This is a genomic window from Streptomyces sp. NPDC057743 (assembly GCF_042798755.1).
Classification (GTDB): Bacteria; Actinomycetota; Actinomycetes; order Streptomycetales; family Streptomycetaceae; genus Streptomyces.
Genome location: NZ_JBHVJX010000026.1, coordinates 12,106 through 30,436 on the forward strand (window position 1 = coordinate 12,106; position 18,331 = coordinate 30,436).

Annotated in this window: 17 protein-coding genes; 15 read left to right on the top strand and 2 right to left on the bottom strand. The window is 74.0% G+C overall.

The genetic code is table 11. The features are described from left to right. Positions 1 to 108 precede the first annotated feature (108 nt). Positions 109 to 645, top strand: coding sequence for a YbjN domain-containing protein (locus tag ACFVFQ_RS26800; RefSeq protein WP_383420495.1), 537 nt, complete (start codon positions 109 to 111; stop codon positions 643 to 645). Positions 646 to 735: 90 nt separating this feature from the next. Here the strand turns inward: ACFVFQ_RS26800 and ACFVFQ_RS26805 are convergent, their stop codons facing one another. Further along, on the bottom strand, positions 736 to 1,938 hold the full coding sequence (locus tag ACFVFQ_RS26805) for a hypothetical protein (RefSeq protein WP_383420497.1): 1,203 nt from the start codon (positions 1,936 to 1,938) through the stop codon (positions 736 to 738). Between the two features lie 110 nt (positions 1,939 to 2,048). Continuing rightward, the gene (locus tag ACFVFQ_RS26810; RefSeq protein ID WP_383420499.1) at positions 2,049 to 3,227 is read right to left on the bottom strand and encodes a pyridoxal phosphate-dependent aminotransferase; all 1,179 of its coding nucleotides are present in this window, start codon (positions 3,225 to 3,227) and stop codon (positions 2,049 to 2,051) included. 232 nt (positions 3,228 to 3,459) lie between these two features. Here ACFVFQ_RS26810 and ACFVFQ_RS26815 point away from each other — a divergent pair, with 232 nt between their 5' ends. From ACFVFQ_RS26815 to ACFVFQ_RS26880, 14 genes are all read left to right on the top strand, one after another. Next, the gene (locus tag ACFVFQ_RS26815) at positions 3,460 to 3,753 is read left to right on the top strand and encodes a hypothetical protein (protein WP_383420501.1); all 294 of its coding nucleotides are present in this window, start codon (positions 3,460 to 3,462) and stop codon (positions 3,751 to 3,753) included. Positions 3,754 to 4,207: 454 nt separating this feature from the next. Then, a complete protein-coding gene (locus ACFVFQ_RS26820) occupies positions 4,208 to 4,726 on the top strand; it encodes a DUF2617 family protein (protein WP_383420503.1) in 519 nt (172 codons plus the stop codon). A gap of 134 nt (positions 4,727 to 4,860) precedes the next feature. Then, positions 4,861 to 6,588, top strand: coding sequence for a polyamine aminopropyltransferase (locus ACFVFQ_RS26825; RefSeq protein ID WP_383420505.1), 1,728 nt, complete (start codon positions 4,861 to 4,863; stop codon positions 6,586 to 6,588). A 63-nt stretch (positions 6,589 to 6,651) separates the two neighbouring features. After that, positions 6,652 to 7,605 (top strand): carbon monoxide dehydrogenase subunit G, encoded by a 954-nt coding sequence (locus tag ACFVFQ_RS26830; RefSeq protein ID WP_383420507.1) that lies wholly within the window; start codon positions 6,652 to 6,654, stop codon positions 7,603 to 7,605. 106 nt (positions 7,606 to 7,711) lie between these two features. Next, a complete protein-coding gene (locus ACFVFQ_RS26835) occupies positions 7,712 to 8,548 on the top strand; it encodes an aldose 1-epimerase (protein ID WP_383420509.1) in 837 nt (278 codons plus the stop codon). Positions 8,549 to 8,591: 43 nt separating this feature from the next. Next, positions 8,592 to 9,134 (top strand): orotate phosphoribosyltransferase, encoded by a 543-nt coding sequence (gene pyrE, locus ACFVFQ_RS26840; protein WP_383420511.1) that lies wholly within the window; start codon positions 8,592 to 8,594, stop codon positions 9,132 to 9,134. Between the two features lie 250 nt (positions 9,135 to 9,384). Beyond that, complete coding sequence (fbaA, locus tag ACFVFQ_RS26845) at positions 9,385 to 10,407, top strand: class II fructose-bisphosphate aldolase (protein WP_383420513.1); 1,023 nt, start codon at positions 9,385 to 9,387, stop codon at positions 10,405 to 10,407. A 110-nt stretch (positions 10,408 to 10,517) separates the two neighbouring features. Beyond that, a complete protein-coding gene (locus ACFVFQ_RS26850; protein WP_383420515.1) occupies positions 10,518 to 12,110 on the top strand; it encodes an MFS transporter in 1,593 nt (530 codons plus the stop codon). Positions 12,111 to 12,441: 331 nt separating this feature from the next. Beyond that, positions 12,442 to 12,855, top strand: a complete 414-nt coding sequence (locus ACFVFQ_RS26855; protein ID WP_274914857.1) for a DUF3151 domain-containing protein — start codon at positions 12,442 to 12,444, stop codon at positions 12,853 to 12,855. Between the two features lie 244 nt (positions 12,856 to 13,099). Further along, positions 13,100 to 13,990: a tryptophan 2,3-dioxygenase family protein gene (locus ACFVFQ_RS26860; protein ID WP_383420517.1), complete on the top strand. Its 891-nt coding sequence runs from the start codon at positions 13,100 to 13,102 to the stop codon at positions 13,988 to 13,990. After that, positions 13,983 to 15,341: a kynureninase gene (kynU, locus tag ACFVFQ_RS26865; protein ID WP_383420519.1), complete on the top strand. Its 1,359-nt coding sequence runs from the start codon at positions 13,983 to 13,985 to the stop codon at positions 15,339 to 15,341. Before ACFVFQ_RS26860 ends, kynU begins: the two co-directional genes overlap by 8 nt. Beyond that, positions 15,338 to 16,165: an alpha/beta hydrolase family protein gene (locus ACFVFQ_RS26870; protein WP_383420521.1), complete on the top strand. Its 828-nt coding sequence runs from the start codon at positions 15,338 to 15,340 to the stop codon at positions 16,163 to 16,165. The genes kynU and ACFVFQ_RS26870 overlap by 4 nt, the downstream gene beginning before the upstream one ends. A gap of 116 nt (positions 16,166 to 16,281) precedes the next feature. Next, positions 16,282 to 17,586: a sensor histidine kinase gene (locus ACFVFQ_RS26875; RefSeq protein WP_383420620.1), complete on the top strand. Its 1,305-nt coding sequence runs from the start codon at positions 16,282 to 16,284 to the stop codon at positions 17,584 to 17,586. Beyond that, positions 17,583 to 18,239 carry a response regulator transcription factor gene (locus tag ACFVFQ_RS26880; protein WP_020929250.1) on the top strand — a complete coding sequence of 219 codons (657 nt, stop codon included), beginning with the start codon at positions 17,583 to 17,585 and terminating at the stop codon, positions 18,237 to 18,239. Before ACFVFQ_RS26875 ends, ACFVFQ_RS26880 begins: the two co-directional genes overlap by 4 nt. The last annotated feature ends 92 nt before the right edge of the window (positions 18,240 to 18,331 follow it).

Sequence of the window (18,331 nt, forward strand, 5' to 3'; positions counted from 1 at the left end):
TTGCGGTCGCGCCGTCGCCCCCATACGCGCCGGTCCGCCGCCCCGGGGTTGCCAGGACCGGGAGCGTATGGGGGAGGATGGCAGGGACCATACGAAGGGAATTCCACGGTGAGCATCGACCCGTCCTCGATTCCGAATTTCGGGGGCCAGCCCGAACCGCAGCCGTCGGGGCCTGAGGGGCCCGTCGTCCCCGACCAGGACCTGGTCAAGCAGCTGCTTGACCAGATGGAGCTGAAGTACGTCGTCGACGAGGAGGGTGACCTCGCCGCCCCGTGGGAGCAGTTCCGCACGTACTTCATGTTCCGCGGTGAGGCGGAGCAGGAGATCTTCTCCGTCCGCACGTTCTACGACCGCGCCCACGACATCGACGAGAAGCTGAAGCTGCTGGAGGCGATCGACGACTGGAACCGTCGGACGCTCTGGCCCAAGGTGTACACCCACACCCACGACGACGGCAGCGTCCGTCTGATCGGTGAGGCATCGATGCTGGTCGGCACCGGTGTCTCGCTCGAACACTTCGTGTCGAGCACGGTCAGCTGGGTGCGCGCCTCGATCGAATTCGACAGGTGGATCGTCGAGCAGCTCGGCCTGGAGGCCGAGATCGAAGGCGACCCCAACGAGAAGCCGGGCGACGACGAGGGCTGAAAGCCCCTCGCGTCCCGGCTGCCCGGGCCCCGGAACCGACCTCGTCGGCTCCGGGGCCCGCGGTCGTTCTCGGGCCCGGGCCCGGCCGCCTCACAGCGGCATCGCGGCGACGGTCAGCAGGTACGCCCCGTACCCGAAGGAGAGCGCGGCCAGCGCGGCGGACAGCAGGGCGGTAGTGCGCCGGCGGGCCCCGGCCAGCGCCCGGGCCGCCGGCAGCAGCAGCGGGAAGGCCGGCAGCAGGAAGCGCGGCTTCGACGCGAAGTAGTGGGTGCCGCCCAGAGCGAGGACGACCAGCACGGTGACGTAGCCGAGCACCGCGACCGGCGGCCGGTCCGCCACCAGCAGGGCGTACAGCAGCAGCGCCACCGCGAGCGAGGCGAGCGCCATGCAGTAGGCCGGCGGCGCCCCGGCCAGCACCAGGCGCCGGACCGCGCGCAGGGTGTCCCGGCCGAGGTCGAACCGCGAGCCCCACAGCGCCTGCACGTCGAGGTAGCCCAGCGGTCCGCGGCCGGTGTGCCACCCCACCCACAGCACGTACGCCAGCCACCCGGTCGGCGCGAGCAGCGCGGCCGCCCACAACCGCGCGGGTGGCACCCGCCCGCGGCCTGGGCAGTCCGGTCGGCGCTGCCGCCAGGCCACGGCCACCACCGCCAACTCCACCGCGGCGACGGTCGCCAGCGCGCTGGGCCGGGCCAGCCCCGCCAGCGCGGCCAGCGCCCCGGCCCACACCGGGCGCCGGGTCAGCACCGCGTACAACGACCAGGCGGACAGCGCGGTCAGCAGCGTCTCGGTGTACGCCAGCGACTCGATGACGGCGTGCGGCAGCAGCGCCCACAGGGCGACGAGCAGGACGCCGGTGCGCCGCCCGTGCAGGCGCTCGCCCACCGCGAAGATCCCCCACGCCGCCGCCAGCGCCGCGGCCCATGCGACCAACAGCCCCGCGGAGGCCGCACCGAGGGGCACCGCCGCCCGTAGGGCCCGCACCAGCCACGGGTACAGCGGGAAGAACGCCAGGTCGGCCGCCGGCAGTTGGGGCCAGGAGCGGGGCGTGGCCGGCGAGCCGTAGCCGTGCTGGGCGATGCTCAGGTACCACTGGGAGTCCCAGGACGCGCCCAGCAGCGTGAGCGGGTGCCGCCCGGTGTGCCGGGCCCAGCCCGCCACGCACAGCACCCCAAGGCCCCGGATACCGGCGAACAGCAGTAGCGCCGGCCGCGCCCGCCGCGCCGCGGCCGCCACCCGTCCCCACCCGACCGCTGCCGGCTCCCCGCCGCCCCCCAACGTCTCGGCGACCACCGCCCACCTCCGCTCACCCGTCGTCGCACCCCCGACTCTCGGCGCCCGTGCCGGGGCGTGCGAGCGGGGTGGTCGGATCGGGTGGCGCGCCGGGGGGGGGGCGGCCGGGGTTACAGCCGCTTGAGGCGGTCCGCCGCCTCCCTGAGCACCTCGACGCCCTTGCAGAACGCGAAGCGGACGAAGGGCGCGCCCTGGTCCTGGTGGTCGTAGAAGACGGCGTTGGGGATGGCGACGACGCCGGCGCGCTCGGGCAGCGAGCGGCAGAAGGCGAAGCCGTCGCTCTCGCCGAGCGGGCGGATGTCGGTGGTGATGAAGTACGTGCCGGCCGGGCGGAAGACCCGGAAGCCGGCGTCGGCCAGGCCGGTGGCGAGGATGTCGCGCTTGGTGCGCAGATCGTCACGGAGCCCGGTGAAGTAGGAGTCGGGCAGGGCCAACGCCTCGGCCACGGCGTACTGGAAGGGGCCGGCCGAGACGTAGGTGAGGAACTGCTTGGCGGAGCGGACCGCGGTGATCAGCGCGGGGGCGGCGGTCACCCAGCCGACCTTCCAGCCGGTGAACGAGAAGGTCTTGCCGGCCGAGCCGATGGTGACGGTGCGCTCGCGCATGCCGGGGAACGAGGCGAGCGGCAGGTGCTCGCCCTCGAAGACCAGGTGCTCGTAGACCTCGTCGGTGATGACCAACAGGTCGCGCTCGACGGCGAGTTCGGCGATGGCGGCGAGCTCTTCGGAGGTCAGGACGGTGCCGGTGGGGTTGTGCGGGGTGTTGAGGAGGAGCAGGCGGGTGTCGTCGGTGAGGGCGTCGCGGAGCTCGTCGAGGTCGAGGTGGTACCGGCCGGTCTCCGCGGAGGGGCGCAGGGTCACCGGGACGCGGTGGCCGCCCGCCATCGCGATGCAGGCGGCGTAGGAGTCGTAGTAAGGCTCCAGGGCGATCACCTCGTCGCCCGGCTCGACCAGGGCGAGGAGCGCGGCGGCGATCGCCTCGGTGGCACCGGCGGTGACCAGGACCTCGGTGTCGGGGTCGTAGGACAGGCCGCGGTGTCCGTAGAAGCGCTGTTGGTGGGCGGCGACGGCGGCGCGGAGTTCGGGGACGCCGGGGCCCGGGGGGTACTGGTTGCCGCGGCCGTCGCGGAGGGCGCGCACCGCCGCCTCCCGGACCTCCTCCGGGCCGTCGGCGTCGGGGAAGCCCTGGCCGAGGTTGATGGCGCCGGTGCGTTGGGCGAGCGCCGACATCTCGGCGAAGATCGTGGTGCCGAAGGCGGCGAGGCGGCGGTTGAGCAGCGGTCGGTCCATGGGCGCCATCCTCCGTCGAACCTCTGGAGTTCCTCAACTGCGCTTTTGAGTCGTCGAGGACCGGGCACAAGCCACCTGACCATGGAAGACGACGGTGGCCCGACCGGGCGGCCGGTGGCGCCGGCGGTGCGGCGACGATCGCACCGGCGCCGACGGAGCGATGCTCCTCCACTGCTCGAAGGGCGTGGGGGTGCCCCACGCTTCGGGGGATGGAAAGGAGTGTGCGGCGGTCATGGCGGGATTCGTGGTGTTCGCGGTGCTGGTGATCCTCGTGCTGGTAGTGGTGGGCCTGGCCGCGCGGGGCGGCTCCCGTAAGCGGGGCCGCGGCGGCGGGTACGTAGGGGCCAGCAGCGCCGGCAGCGGCGGCAGTTGGTGGGTGGCCGGGGGCGGCGGCTCCGACGGGGGCGGCGGTGGGCACCACCATCACCACTCCTCGTGCGGCGGGGGCGGCGGCCACCACGGCGGGCACTCCTGTGGCGGGGGTTCCTCCTGTGGTGGCGGGGGTGGCTGTGGCGGCGGCTCCTGACGGTGGCGCCGGGGGCCGCTGAGGCGCCCCGAGAGGCGCCCGTACGCATGTGCCCATGACCGCGGAACGCATCCGTCCGCGGTCGTGGGCACCGCCCTTTTACGGGGCTTCCCGCACCGCCGATAAGGGGTCTTTCCGGACCCCGTACCGGCACACATGCGGCCAGCTCATGCGGCCTTGCATATGCGTGGGGCGAGTGGCGCGAAATGGTCCAACATCCCCTGTGCGATGGGGTGTTGAACAGGTGAACTGCGAGGCCCTCTAGGGGATGGAAACCAGGGCGAAGATGGGTAAAAACGCTGTGAGCACCACCCGATTCGTGATTCCCTCTCCCTTGAGAATCCCCCAGTTCTCGGACCTCGCGTGGGCACGAGCCGGCAGGCAGTCACTGCTCCCTGATCCCCTTCTCGGGCGGGCCGGCCCACCAACCACTGCGTGCTTGCGGAGCCGACCCATGCTCACGACCCTGAAAACGGCTTACACCGATACCCGAGCATCCGATCTGGCCTGGGCGTTGGGCAGGGAACCCCTGCCGGCGCTGGCCGTACTGGACCTTCGACTCGACGACGCCCAGGTGCAGTTGAGGCTGCTCGGGGCCTCTCATCAGGTGCTGCTCGAAGAGGAGCACGGCACATGTTCCGAGACCGTCGCCTGCATGCCGGGCAGCAGCACGCCGCTGCCGCTGGGCGTGGCCAAACGGTTGGGCGACTGGGAGTACGAGTTCGCGGCGCACGTCGAGACGCTCTCGCGCGGCTCGTTCGCCGGCCGGGCACAGGAGTTGCTCGCGCTGGTCGCCGACCATCCACACGGTCTCGCCGGCACGTTCCCCGGTTCCCCGCACGCCTTTACGGCCATGCTGGCGCAGCGTCAGCAGGGCCAGGTGCGCTGGCGTACCTGGCACGCGTATCCGCAGGAGGGGCGGCTGGTGGCCACCCGGACGCGGGTCGGGGTGCGGGCGGCGGTCGCGGCCTAGGGTCTGTCCTCACGGCGTTCGTCGAACGGTGCGATGCGCCGCTTCCATGCGGGCTTCAACTGGTGTGCGCAGCACCTAGAGTGCACTCCTGTGGGTGACGTAACGCCGCCTTCTCGTCACGTAGCGTTCATGTCATGATCGACCCGCCAGAGCCCCTCGTCGTCGGAGCGCTCAGGCCACCGGAGGTCCTGACGCCGGCCCGCCTGCCGGTGCCGTGCGGGCTCGGTCGGCTGCTGGTGCTCGCCGTGGTCTTCGTCTGCGCGGCCTGCGGCCTGGTCTACGAGCTCGAACTGGTCGCCCTGGCAAGCTACTTGACCGGCGATTCGGTCACCCAGGCGTCGGTCGTGCTGTCCTTCATGGTGTTCGCGATGGGCGTCGGGGCGCTGCTGGCCAAGCGGTTGCGCTGCCGGGCCGCGGTCGGCTTCGGCGCGGTCGAGACGGTGCTGGCGCTGGTCGGCGGCGGCTCCGCGATGGCGCTCTACGCCTGCTTCGCCTGGCTGGGCCAGTCCCGCATCGCGCTGGTCGGCTTCTCGCTCGGCATCGGCGTGCTGATCGGCGCCGAGATACCACTGCTGATGACGCTGATCCAGCGGGTGCGCCGGCAGGACGCCGGCGGCGCGGTGGCCGATCTGTTCGCCGCGGACTACGTCGGCGCGCTGGTCGGCGGGCTGGCCTTCCCCTTCCTTCTGCTGCCCTGCCTGGGGCAGTTGACGGGTGCACTGGTCACCGGTGCGGTCAACCTCCTCGCCGGCGCGGTGCTGGTGCTGTGGCTCTTCGGCCGCGATCTGACCCCCCGCGCGCGCTGGGTGCTGCTCGCCGCCAACGCGCTGGCGCTCGCGCTGCTCGGCGCGGGGATGGCGCTGGCCGGCCCGTTCGAGCAGGCCGCGCGCCGGGCGGTGTACGGGACGGCGGCCCGGGTCGCGGAGCAGACCGGCGTCCAAGAGGTGGTGCTGACCGGCGGTACGGACGTCCCGCAGGACGGCGACGGTGGCGTACGGGGCGGCTCGGGACGGGGGAGGAAAGGTTCCGGCAGGCCGCTGGAGCTCTATCTCGACGGCCGGCTGAAGGTCAGCTCCGACAGCGAACGGGCCTACCACCAGGCGCTGGTGGGCCCGGCGATGGCCGGCGGCCGGCACGCCCGGGCCCTGGTCCTCGGCGGCGGCGACGGCCTGGCCGCGCGCGAGCTGCTGCGCTACGGCGGGGTCCGCTCGGTGACGGTGGTGGAGATCGACCCGGAGGTGGTCCGACTGGCGCGCACCGACCCGGGGTTGTCCGCCCTCAACCGGCACGCGCTCGACGACCCCCGGGTCCGGGTGGTCACCGTCGACGCCTTCAACTGGCTGCGCCAGCAGGCCCGTTCGCGCCACGGCCGGGCCGGGCAGTACGACGTGGTGGTCTCCGACCTCCCCGACCCCGGCATCACCGCCAGCACCAAGTTCTACTCCCAGGAGTTCTACGGCCTCGCCCTGCGGACCCTCGCCCCCGACGGGCGGTTGGCGGTGCACGCCGGACCGCCGCTCGCCCGGGCCCGGGTGTACTGGACGGTGGAGGCGACGCTGCGCTCGGTGGGCCTGGCCACGCTGCCGTACCGCGTCGCCGGCCGGCCGCCGGACTTCTTGGGCGACCCGGACCGCTCGGCTGCCTCGTTCCCCCCGCCGGCCGGGCCCGGTGTGCGGGGCGGTCCGCGGTACTGGGGCTTCGTGCTGGCCGCCCGGCGGCCGCCCCGGCTCGTCGCGGCGCCGGACGCCCCGCCCGCCGCCGTCCCGCTGCGCGACGTACGGGCCGGCTGGCGGGGCGAGGCCCAGGAGCGCATCTCCGGGCTGCCGCCCTCGACGCTGATGCACCCGCGGTACGGGCAATGAGCCGCACGGACACCGGGCCGGGGGGTGCCCCTGGCGCGGGCCGAGGAATTAGGCTCCCATGCCATGGAGCATGAGGTGTACGTTCCGTTTCCCGTCCGGACCGTGCGACGGGCGCTCACCGAACCCGAGCGCGTGGCGCGCTGCGTCCCAGGAGTCCAACTCGACGCCGACGCCGCCGCGCACCGCCCCGAGGGCCGGCTGCGGCTGCGGGTCGGCAGCTCCACCATCACCTACCGCGGCACCCTGACCGTCGACGGCGGCCCGGACGGCGGCCCGGAGGACACCTCCCCCGGCGCCGACGGCCCACTCGCCCCGGTGACCGTCGCGATGTCCGGCACCGAGACCCGGGGCGACGGTGCGGTGGCGGTGACGCTGACCGTGCGGCTGGCCCCGGCCACCGAGCCCGGCCCCGGGACGACGCTGGTGTGCACCGGCGCGGTCACCCTCGGCGGCCGACTGGCCGCCGCCGAGGGCCAGTTGGCGGGAGCCGCCGGCCGCCGGTTGCTGGACCGCTTCGCGGAGAACCTCGCGACGGACCTGACGGACCGTCCGCTCGCCGCAGCGCCCGAGGACTCCGGGACGGTGCCGCAGAGCATCTTCGACACCGAGGTGCCGCCGTCGTCGCTCGATCCGCTCAGCGACGCCGAGGACGACGTCAGCGTGGTCGCCGACCCCGAGGACCCGGCCGAGCCCGAAGCGGTGGCGGCCACCCCCGACGAGACCGCCCCCACGTCCGACGACTCCGACGACCTCGACGCCGCGGACGGCCCCGGCGCCCCCGACGACCCGGAGGAACTGGCCGGGGTCGCGCCCGCGGAGGCCGCGCACGCCCGCCGGACGATGATCGGCCGCAGCGCGGAGGAGGTCGACCACGCCCCGCCGCGCGGCCGTTACGCGCCGGTGCCCGCGCCGGAGCCCGGCGGCAGCGCGGTGCCGCTGCGCTGGGCTGCGCCGGCCGCCGCGGTGGTGCTGGCGTCGGCGGTGGTGGTCGGACGGGTGCTGCGGCGGCGCCGGTGAGCGGACGGACCGCGGGGCCGGGTGCCTGCTGCGCCGGGGTGGGGCGCCGACGGCGGCGCGGCCCGGATGCCCGGCCGCGGGCGGGCGCACCGTTAGGGTCGCTTCCGTGAGCACCGAGAACACCATGCAGGAGCGGGGCGCGGACGGCGTACTGCTGTCCGCCGGGGACGCCGAACTGACCGTGCACCCGGACAACGGCTGCCGCCTCGGCAGCCTGCGCATCGGCGGCACGGAACTGCTGCGGCAGGGCGACAAGTACGGCTGCTTCCCGATGGTCCCCTGGTGCGGCCGGATCGACCAGGGACGGTTCCGCAACGGCGGCGAGCTGCACCAGATGCCGGTCAACTCCCCGCCGCACGCCATCCACGGCACCGGCCGCGACCTGAGCTGGCGCACCGCGCGCGTCGACGACACCGGGGCTGCCTTCACCTACGACCTGTCCGACCCCGCGGCCCCCTGGCCGTACCCGGGGACCGTCACCCAGGTCGTCGAGCTGGCCGAGGACGGCGGTTCGCTCACGCTCAGCATGGGCGTCGAGGCGACCGGCGACTCCTTCCCGGCGCAGGCCGGTTGGCACCCGTGGTTCCTGCGGAACCTCGGCGACGGCGGTGGCGACGTACGCGTCGACTTCGCCCCCGAGTGGCAGGAGGAGCGCGGCTCCGACCACCTCCCGACCGGCCGTCGGATCACCCCGAAGCCCGGGCCGTGGGACGACTGCTTCGGGATGCCGCGCGGCGTCGAGGTCACGCTCACCTGGCCGGGCCGGCTGGAGCTGACGGTCTCCAGCCGCGCCGAGTGGGTCGTGGTCTACGACGAGCAGGAGGCCGCGGTCTGCGTGGAGCCGCAGTCCGGCCCGCCGAACGGCCTGAACACCACCCCGCGGCTGGTCACCCCGATCGACCCGCTGGAGGTCTCGACGACCTGGCGCTGGCGCGCGCTGTAGCCGACGGACGCCGGGGCGAGGGCGCTGTCCTAAGCTCGTGCGCATGACTGACGACGTGCGCGGCGAGCTGCTGCAGCAGATCAAGGACAAGGCCGTGGTGCACGGCAAGGTGACGCTCTCCTCCGGCAAGGAGGCCGACTACTACATCGACCTGCGCCGGATCACCCTCGACAGCGAGGCGGCGCCGCTGGTCGGTCAGCTGATGCTCGACCTCACCGCCGAGCTCGACTTCGACGCGGTCGGCGGGCTGACGCTCGGCGCCGACCCGGTGGCGACGTCGATGCTGCACGCCGCCGCCGCCCGCGGCCGCCGGCTGGACGCCTTCGTCGTCCGCAAGGCGCAGAAGACCCACGGGATGCAGCGCCGCATCGAGGGCCCGGACATCAAGGGCCGCCGGGTCCTGGTCGTCGAGGACACCTCCACCACCGGCGGCTCGCCGCTGACCGCCGTCGAGGCCGCGCGCGAGGCCGGCGCCGAGGTGGTCGCGGTGGCGACGATCGTCGACCGGGGTGCCGCTTCGGCCATCGACGGTGCCGGGCTCCCCTACCTCACCGGGTACCAGCTCGGCGACCTCGGCCTGAGCTGACAACCCGATCGGGTCGTCTTCGCTGACCTGCGGATTCGTCGGAGGACCGGCGTTTCACGGGAAGCCACGGGCTGGGTTTCACGTGAAACGCCGGTTGCCCCTCGACGCCGAACCCCTTGGTTTCGGACGCCGGCCGCCCGATGGGCGATGTGGAGCAATCCGGTGAGTCTGGGAAGATGTGCCACGGCGAAGCCGTCGCCCCCTGGTCAGGGCCAAGAACGCACACCCCGCACACACAAGGAGCGGACAGATGCCCATCGCAACCCCTGAGGTCTACAACGAGATGCTGGACCGGGCGAAGGCAGGCAAGTTCGCCTACCCGGCCATCAACGTGACCTCCTCGCAGACCCTGCACGCTGCGCTGCGCGGTTTCGCGGAGGCCGAGAGCGACGGCATCATCCAGATCTCCACCGGTGGTGCGGAGTTCCTGGGCGGTCAGCACAACAAGGACATGGTCACCGGCGCGGTGGCGCTCGCCGAGTTCGCGCACGTGGTCGCCGAGAAGTACGACGTCAACATCGCGCTGCACACCGACCACTGCCCCAAGGACAAGCTGGACGGCTACGTCCGCCCGCTGATCGCGATCTCCGAGGAGCGCGTCAAGGCCGGCCGCAACCCGCTCTTCCAGTCGCACATGTGGGACGGCTCCGCCGAGACCCTCGCGGACAACCTGGCCCTCGCCCAGGAGCTGCTGCCCCGCGCCGCCGCCGCCAAGATCATTCTTGAGGTCGAGATCACCCCGACCGGTGGCGAGGAGGACGGCGTCACCCACGAGATCAACGACGAGCTCTACACCACCGTCGACGACGCGCTGCGCACCGCCGAGGCGCTGGGCCTGGGCGAGAAGGGCCGCTACCTGCTCGCCGCCTCCTTCGGCAACGTCCACGGCGTCTACAAGCCGGGCAACGTCGTGCTCCGCCCCGAGCTGCTGAAGGACCTCCAGCAGGGCGTCGGCGCCAAGTACGGCAAGACCGCGCCGTTCGACTTCGTCTTCCACGGCGGCTCCGGCTCCACCGCGGAGGAGATCGCCACCGCGCTGGAGAACGGCGTGGTCAAGATGAACCTCGACACCGACACCCAGTACGCCTTCACCCGCCCCGTCGCGGACCACATGTTCCGCAACTACGACGGCGTGCTGAAGGTCGACGGCGAGGTCGGCAACAAGAAGACCTACGACCCGCGCACCTGGGGCAAGGCGGCCGAGGCCGGCATGGCCAAGCGCGTCACCGAGGCGTGCGCCAACCTGCGCTCCACCGGCACCAAGCTGAAGTAGGCACGCAAGCGGTATCGCAGGGCCCCGCAACCGACACCGGTTGCGGGGCCCCGTCGCATCCAGCTCCGACCGGACGGGCGGCCGGCCCCGGATCGGGGCATGCTCACCGTATGGATGAGCCGGTGAGGAGCGAGCCGAGCCGCGCACCGGGCGAGATCCGGTTGGCCTCGCCGCAGGGCCGCTGGGTGCTGACCACGACCGTGCTCGGCTCGGGCATGGCGATGCTCGACAGCACGGTCGTCAACGTCGCGCTGCCGAGGATCGGCGCGGACCTCAACGCGGACCTGGCGGTCCTCCAGTGGACCGTCACCGCCTACATGCTCACCCTCTCCTCGCTGATCCTGCTGGGCGGTTCGCTCGGCGACCGGTACGGCCGGTGCCGGGTCTTCGTCGTCGGCGTCGTCTGGTTCGCGGTGGCCTCGCTGCTGTGCGGACTGGCGCCGAACGCCGGGGTGCTGGTCGCCTCCCGCGCGCTCCAGGGCATCGGCGGCGCCCTGCTCACCCCCGGCTCGCTCGCCCTCATCCAGGCCGTCTTCCACCCCGACGACCGGGCGCGGGCGGTCGGTGCCTGGTCCGGCCTGGGCGGGGTGGCCGCGGCCGTCGGCCCGTTCGTCGGCGGCTGGCTGGTGGACAGCGTCGGGTGGCGCTGGGTGTTCTTCCTCAACGTGCCGCTGGCGGTGGCCTGCGTGCCGATCGCGCTGCGCCACGTGCCGGAGACCCGCGAGCGGGGTGCGGCCGGGGCGCGCGGCTTCGACGTGCCGGGCGCGGTCCTGGGCGCGCTGGCCCTGGCCGGCGTCAGCTACGCCCTGATCGCGGCGCCGGGCCGGGGCGTCTCCCCCGGCGTGCTGGTGCCCGCGCTGGCCGGGCTGCTGCTCGGCGCGGTCTTCCTGCGCGTCGAGCGGCGGCGGGACGACCCGATGCTGCCGCCGCAGATCTTCGCCATCCGGCAGTTCACCGCCGTGAACGCGGTGACGGTCTGCGTCTACGCCGCGTTCGGCGGCTTCTTCTTCCTCTCCGTGCTCCAGCTTCAGGTCGTCGCGGGCTACTCGGCCCTCCAGGCCGGCACCGCGCTGCTGCCCACCACCGTGCTGATGCTGCTGCTGTCGGCCCGCTCCGGCGAACTGGGGCAACGCATCGGCCCGCGCATCCCGCTCACCGTCGGCCCGCTGCTCTGCGCCGCCGGCATGCTCCTGATGACCCGCGTCGGCCCGGGCGCGACCTACCTCACCGACGTCCTGCCGGCCCTCGTGGTGCTGGGCGCCGGCATGGTGACCCTGGTCGCCCCGCTCACCGCCACCGTGCTGGCCTCGGTGGACGTCGACCGGGCGGGCCTGGCCAGCGGCATCAACAACGCCGCGGCCCGCGCCGCCGGCCTGATGGCCGTCGCCGCCCTCCCCCTCCTGGCCGGCATGAGCCCGGAGTCCTACCGCTCGCCCCCCGCCTTCGCCGCCGCCTTCCGCCGCGCCATGCCCCTGTGCGCCCTGGTCCTCCTCGTAGGCGCCCTGATCGCCTGGCTCACCGTCCGCCGCACGGCCCCCCAACCCCCCGAGCAGCCCTGCCACGCCGAATGCACCTACCACTGCGGCATGACCTCCCCACCCCTGGACCCCGGCGACACCCCACACCACCCACCGACGGGACACGACGGCCCGGACCCGCACCAACCCCATTCCCACCCACCCACGGGAGGGGACGGGCCGTAAGACAACCCACCAACACAAGCCCCCGCCAACCCAATCCCCACCCACCCACGGGAGGGGACGGGCCGGAGGGGTGGGGGTGCCAGACGTAAAGCGAAGCAGTCTGGCACCCCCGCCCCGGAGGCCCGTCCCCGCACCCCAACAGCCCCGCGCAGCGGACACAACTCACCCCGCCCCGCGCAGCGGCACCGCCCCGCGCAGCGGACAAAAGCCCGCACCGCAGGCGCCACGGCGGGACAGCCAACCACGTGGGGCACGGCCGGCCGCAGGCCCACGGCGGGACAGCCAACCACGTGGGGTGCAGCCGGCCGCAGGCCCACGGCAAACTGGCACCATGCCGATTCACGAAAACCTCCTCGGGGGACCGCCCCCGACCCACCTGCCCGACGACCCCGAGCCCCGCGAGCTGCTCGCCTCGGGCGCCGCGCCGGCCGACGTGGCCGCGAAGTACCCGGCCTCCTCCCTGGTCTGGGCCCAGCTCGCGGACGACGCCTTCGAGGCCGGCCGGGTCGTCGAGTCGTACGCCTACGCCCGCACCGGCTACCACCGCGGCCTGGACGCGCTGCGCCGGGCCGGTTGGAAGGGCCACGGCCCGGTGCCGTTCGAGCACGAGCCCAACCGCGGCTTCCTGCGCGCGCTGCACGCCCTCGCCCGGGCCGCCCAGGCGATCGGCGAGCAGGAGGAGTACGAGCGCTGCTCGACCTTCCTCCGCGACTCCTCGCCGACCGCGGCCGACACCCTCTCCTGACGTCACCGCCTCTCCTCAGGTCGCCGCGAAAAGTCGCCGCGAACCACCGTGAACCGCCCCGTCCCGGCCTTTCGGGGCGGTTCGCAGGGCCGGCCGCGATCGCGGCCGGCCCTTGCGCGGCGGTGGTGCAGCACCGATGATTTTCAGTGGGTCGGGGCATCCCCGGCCCGAGGGGACCGGGGCTCCCAAACCGACGAGGAAGGAGCGGACCGCTACCCGGTAGTTCGCACCTGAGGAGTCCCTCATGTCGAAGCCGTCTCCCACCCATCCCGCGCACGACGCCCCGGCGCCGGACGCCGCGGCCGCCGAGGCGGAGCCACCGTTCGGTCCCGATCTGACCATCGGCGCCAGCACCACCACCCCCTACGAGGACTACGTCCACGCGGGGGTCCTCACCCACCTCCAGCACCTTCAGTCCGACGACCCGGGCGAGATGGTCTTCCTGGTCACGACCCAGGTGATGGAGCTGTGGTTCACCGTGATCGTCCACGAGTGGCACACCGCCGCCGAGGCGCTGCGCCGGGACGACCTGCCGGTGGCGATGGACGCGCTGCGCCGTTCCACATGGGAGTTGGAGGCGCTGAACGCCGCCTGGAAGCCGCTGGCCCGGCTGACGCCGGCGCAGTTCAACGCCTACCGCGCCGCGCTCGGCGAGGGCAGCGGCTTCCAGTCCGCGATGTACCGGCGGCTGGAGTTCCTGCTCGGCGAGAAGTCCGCGGCGATGCTGGTGCCGCACCGCGGCTCCCCGGAGGACCACGCCGCGCTGGAGAAGGCGCTGCACGAGCCGAGCCTGTACGACGAGGTGCTGCGGCTGCTGGCGCGCCGCGGCCACCGGGTCCCGGAGGCCGTCCTGCGGCGCGACGTGGCCGAGCGCTACGAGCCGGACGAGGCCGTCGAGGGGGTCTGGGCGCGGATCCTCGACGGGCCGCAGGACGGTGAACTGGTGCGCCTGGCCGAGCTGTTGACCGATGTCGCGGAGCTGGTCTGGCGCTGGCGCAACGACCACCTCGTGGCGACCCGGCGGGCGATGGGAGCGAAGATGGGCACCGGCGGGTCCGCGGGCGTCGCCTGGCTGGAGAAGCGGGCCCGCAAGAACGTCTTCCCCGAGCTGTGGACGGCGCGAAGCCATGTCTGAGAGCCGCGAAACCCCGCAGGGGCCACAAACCCCGTTGGGCTCCGGCCCGTTGGACGCCGGGGCGCCCGCGCTGGCGGGCCGCGCCGCGGAGCTGGACGCGGCCGGGCCGCTGACGACCACCCGCGACCGCTTCGTCCTCGACGACACCGTCTACCTCGACGGCAACTCGCTGGGCGCGCTGCCCCGTTCGGTGCCCGGCCGGATAGCCGAGGTGATCGGCCACGAGTGGGGCGAGCTGCGCATCCGGTCCTGGACCGAGGCCGGTTGGTGGACCGCGCCCGAGCGGATCGGCGAGAAGATCGCCCCGCTGATCGGGGCCGCGCCGGGCCAGGTGGTGGTCGGCGACTCCACCAGCGTCAACGTCTTCAAGGCGGTGATCGGCGGCATCCGGATGGCCGGGAAGGGCTGCACGGAGATCCTGGTCGACGCCACGACCTTCCCCACCGACGGCTATGTCGCCCGCTCCGCGGCCCGGATGGCCGGCCTCGCGGTGCGCCCCGTGGAGCCCGCGCGGATCGCCGACGAGGTCACCGAGCGCACCGCGTTGGCGCTGGTCAACCACGTCGACTACCGCACCGGCGAGCTCAACGACATGGCCCAGATCACCTCCGCGCTGCACTCCGCGGGCGCGCTGGCGGTGTGGGACCTGTGCCACAGCGCCGGTGCGCTGCCGGTCGCGCTGGACGCCTGCGGGGTGGACCTCGCGGTGGGCTGCACGTACAAGTACCTCAACGGCGGCCCGGGTTCGCCCGCGTACCTCTATCTCCGCGAGAGCCTCCAGGAGCGGTTCGAGTCGCCGCTGCCGGGCTGGAACTCGCACGCCGACCCGTTCGGCATGGAGGCCAGCTACGCCCCGGCAGAAGGGGCCCTGCGCGGTCGCGTCGGCACCCCCGACATCCTCTCGATGCTGGCCCTGGAGGCGGCGCTGGAGGCGTGGGAGGGCGTCTCCATCGAGGAGGTGCGGACCAAGAGCCTGGCGCTGACGGACTTCTTCCTGGAGTGCGTGGCCGCGTACGCGCCGCCCGGCCGGGTCCGCTCGGTCACGCCGACCGAGCACCGGCGGCGCGGCAGCCAGATCTCGCTCGCCTGCGCGCCGGGGCCGGACGGTGCCCCCGTGGCCGGCGAGGTGATGGCGGAGCTGATCCGGCGCAAGGTGGTCGGCGACTACCGCCCTCCGGACCTGCTGCGCTTCGGCTTCACCCCGCTCTACACCACCTTCGCCGACGCGGAGCGGGCCGCGCGGGTGCTCGGCGAGATCCTGCGCGAGCGGGCCGACGGGGAGCCGGCGGCGGGGCCCGAGGCGGGGTCCGCGCCCGACGAGGGGTCCGCGGCGGGCGGCGACGCCGGGTGAGTGCGGCGGACGAGGAGGCGGCGCTGCTGGGGCTCGCCCCGGCGGCGCCGGAGCGCACGGTGTCCTACGGCCCGCACCCGGACCAGGTCGTGGACCTGTACGGGCGCTGGCCGGGGGCCGGGCCCCTCGTCGTCCTGCTGCACGGCGGGTTCTGGCGGGCCGCGTACGACCGGAGCCATCTGTCGCCGTGCGCGGCGGAGTTGGCCCGGCGGGGGGTGCCGGTCGCGCTCGCCGAGTACCGCAGGGTGGGGGCGGGCGGGGGCGCGCCGCAGACGTTCCAGGACGTGCCGGCGGCCGTCGCGGCGGCGGCCGAGGCCGGGGCGGCGCCCGGGGAGGGGCCCCGGGAGGTGGTGCTCGTCGGGCACTCCGCCGGTGGCCACCTCGCGCTGCTCGCCGCCGCCCGCCCCGGTATGCCGGTGACCCGGGTGATCGCCGTGGCGCCGGTCGCCGATCTGGCGCGCGCCCACGAGCTGGGCCTCAGCGACGGCGCGGTGGCCGGGCTGCTCGGCACCGGCCCCGGCTTCGCCGGCCGGCTGGCCGCCGCCGACCCGGTCCGCCACCCGCCGGCCGGCGTCCCCGTCACGCTGCTGCACGGCACCGACGACCCCGACGTCCCCGTGGAGCTCTCCCGCCGCTACGCGGCCGCCCACCCGGCCGCCACCGCGCTGCGCGAGCTGCCCGGTACCGGACACTTCGCCGCGCTGACGCCGGGTACCGGGCCCTTCCGGACGCTGCTCGCGCTGCTGCGCGGCGACGCGTTGGACGCCGGTTGGGCCCCCGCCGAACCGCTCGGTGGCGGCCCGGCCGCACCGCGTAGTACTTGAGGGGGACCCCGGCAGATCCGCTTCGGTGGGGACGCCCGGACGGGGCGTCGCTGCTTACCGTGGTGTGCGTGAACGAGACGACCCAGACGCAGGGCCCCCTGCGCTCGGAGGCGCGCATGGCCCACGGCGCGCTGCACACCCTGCGCCAGGACCTCTTCGTCGATGCCTTCGCCTTCCGACCGCTGCCGCCGCTGGACGACGCCAAGCTGGCCCGATGGCTGCCGTGGCTGCCCGGCCGGGCCCGGCAGTGGGCCAGCTGGCTCCCGCACAGCGCCGTGGCGTTCCTCGCGGTCTGTGTCTTCCTGGGGTCCGCGGGCCCCAGCTACGACGCCAGCGCGGTGCGCGGCGCGATCGACGTGGTGCTGGCGCTGGCGCTGGCGGTGCCGCTGCTGCTTGTCCTGTCCCGGCCGGTGGGCGCCTTCTGGCTGTCGCTGGGGGCGTTCGGCGTGGAGTGGATCGGCGCCCGCCTCCTCTCGCCGTACGCCAGCATCTGGGGCGGCTCCTTCGTCGTCCACCTCGCGGTGATGACGCTGGTGGTGCTGCGGACCCGGCCGCGGCTGGCGGTGGAGATGTGGGGGATCACCTTCGGTGCGGGGACGCTGCTGTCGCTGCTGGCGCGGGGCGGTGCGCTGGGCGATATGCCGCCGGTGGCGTTCTTCTCCGGCGTCGTGCTGGTCTCCGCGGCGGCGGTCCGGGCCTGGCGGGAGGAGCGCCGGCAGGTCGTCGAGACCCAGAGCGTCACCGCCGAGGAGCGGTCCCGCCGGACGCTGTTGGAGGAGCGGGCGTTGATCGCCCGGGAGCTGCACGACGTGGTGGCGCACCATATGTCGGTGATCGCTATCCAGGCCGAGGCGGCGCCCTACCGGGTCACCGATCCGCCGCCCGAGCTCGCCACGTCCTTCGCCACCATCCGGGAGAACGCCGTCGCCGCGCTGACCGAGCTCCGCCGCATCCTCGGCGTGGTCCGCTCCGAGGACCCGGACGCCTTCGCCGAACGCGACCCGGAGGCCCCGCAGCCGACCCTGGCCAGCCTGGACTCGCTGCTGGAGAGCGTCCGGGGCGCCGGGCTGACCGTCGAGGCGGTGATCACGGGGGCGGCCCGGCCGCTGCCGCAGGGCGTGGAGCTGTCCGCGTACCGGATCGTGCAGGAGGCGCTGAGCAATGCGTTGCGGCACTCGCCGGGCGCGCAGGCGCGGGTGGAGGTCTCCTACGTCCTGGGCGGGATCGGGCTGCGGATCGTCAACGGTGCCCCGAGCCGGCTGGCCAAGCCGTCGCCGGGCGCCGGCCACGGGCTGCTCGGCATGCGGGAGCGGGTGCAGATGCTCGGCGGTGAGATGACGGCCGAGCCGACTGCGGAGGGTGGTTTCGAGGTGGCGGCGTTCCTGCCGGTGGCCAACGGGACGGGCGGGGGCGCCGCATGATCCGGGTGCTGATCGTGGACGACCAGGTGATGGTCCGCGAGGGCTTCTCCGTCCTGCTCAACGCCATGCCGGACATCGAGGTCATCGGCGAGGCGGTGGACGGCCGGCAGGCGGTGCAGAAGGTGGCACTGCTCAAGCCGGACGTGGTCCTGATGGACATCCGGATGCCGGAGATGAACGGCCTGGAGGCGACCCGCGAGATCGTCGCCGCCGACGCGGACGCCAAGGTGCTGGTGCTGACCACCTTCGACCTGGACGAGTACGTCTACCAGGCGCTGCGGTCCGGGGCCAGCGGCTTCCTGCTCAAGGACGCCTCGGCCGGGCAGCTCGCCGAGGGCGTGCGGATCGTCGCCGCCGGCGAGGCGCTGCTCGCCCCGACCGTCACCAAGCGGCTGATCAACGAGTTCTCCCGGCTGGGGTCGCCGCGCGCCCCGGCCCAGGAGCGCATCGGGGACCTGACGGAGCGGGAGACGGAGGTCCTGGTGCTGGTGGCCCAGGGCCTGTCCAACGGCGAGATCGCCGCGCATCTCGTCGTCGCCGAGTCGACGGTGAAGACGCATGTCAGCCGGATCCTGGTGAAGTTGGGGCTGCGCGACCGCACCCAGGCGGCGGTCTTCGCCTACGAGGCGCGGCTGGTCACGCCGGGCGGCTGACGGCGGGGGGCGGCTGACGGCGAGGGGCCGTTGACGGTGCCGCCCGCCTTGGTCGTCCACACCCTGTGGACGACCAAGGCGACACGGTCCGA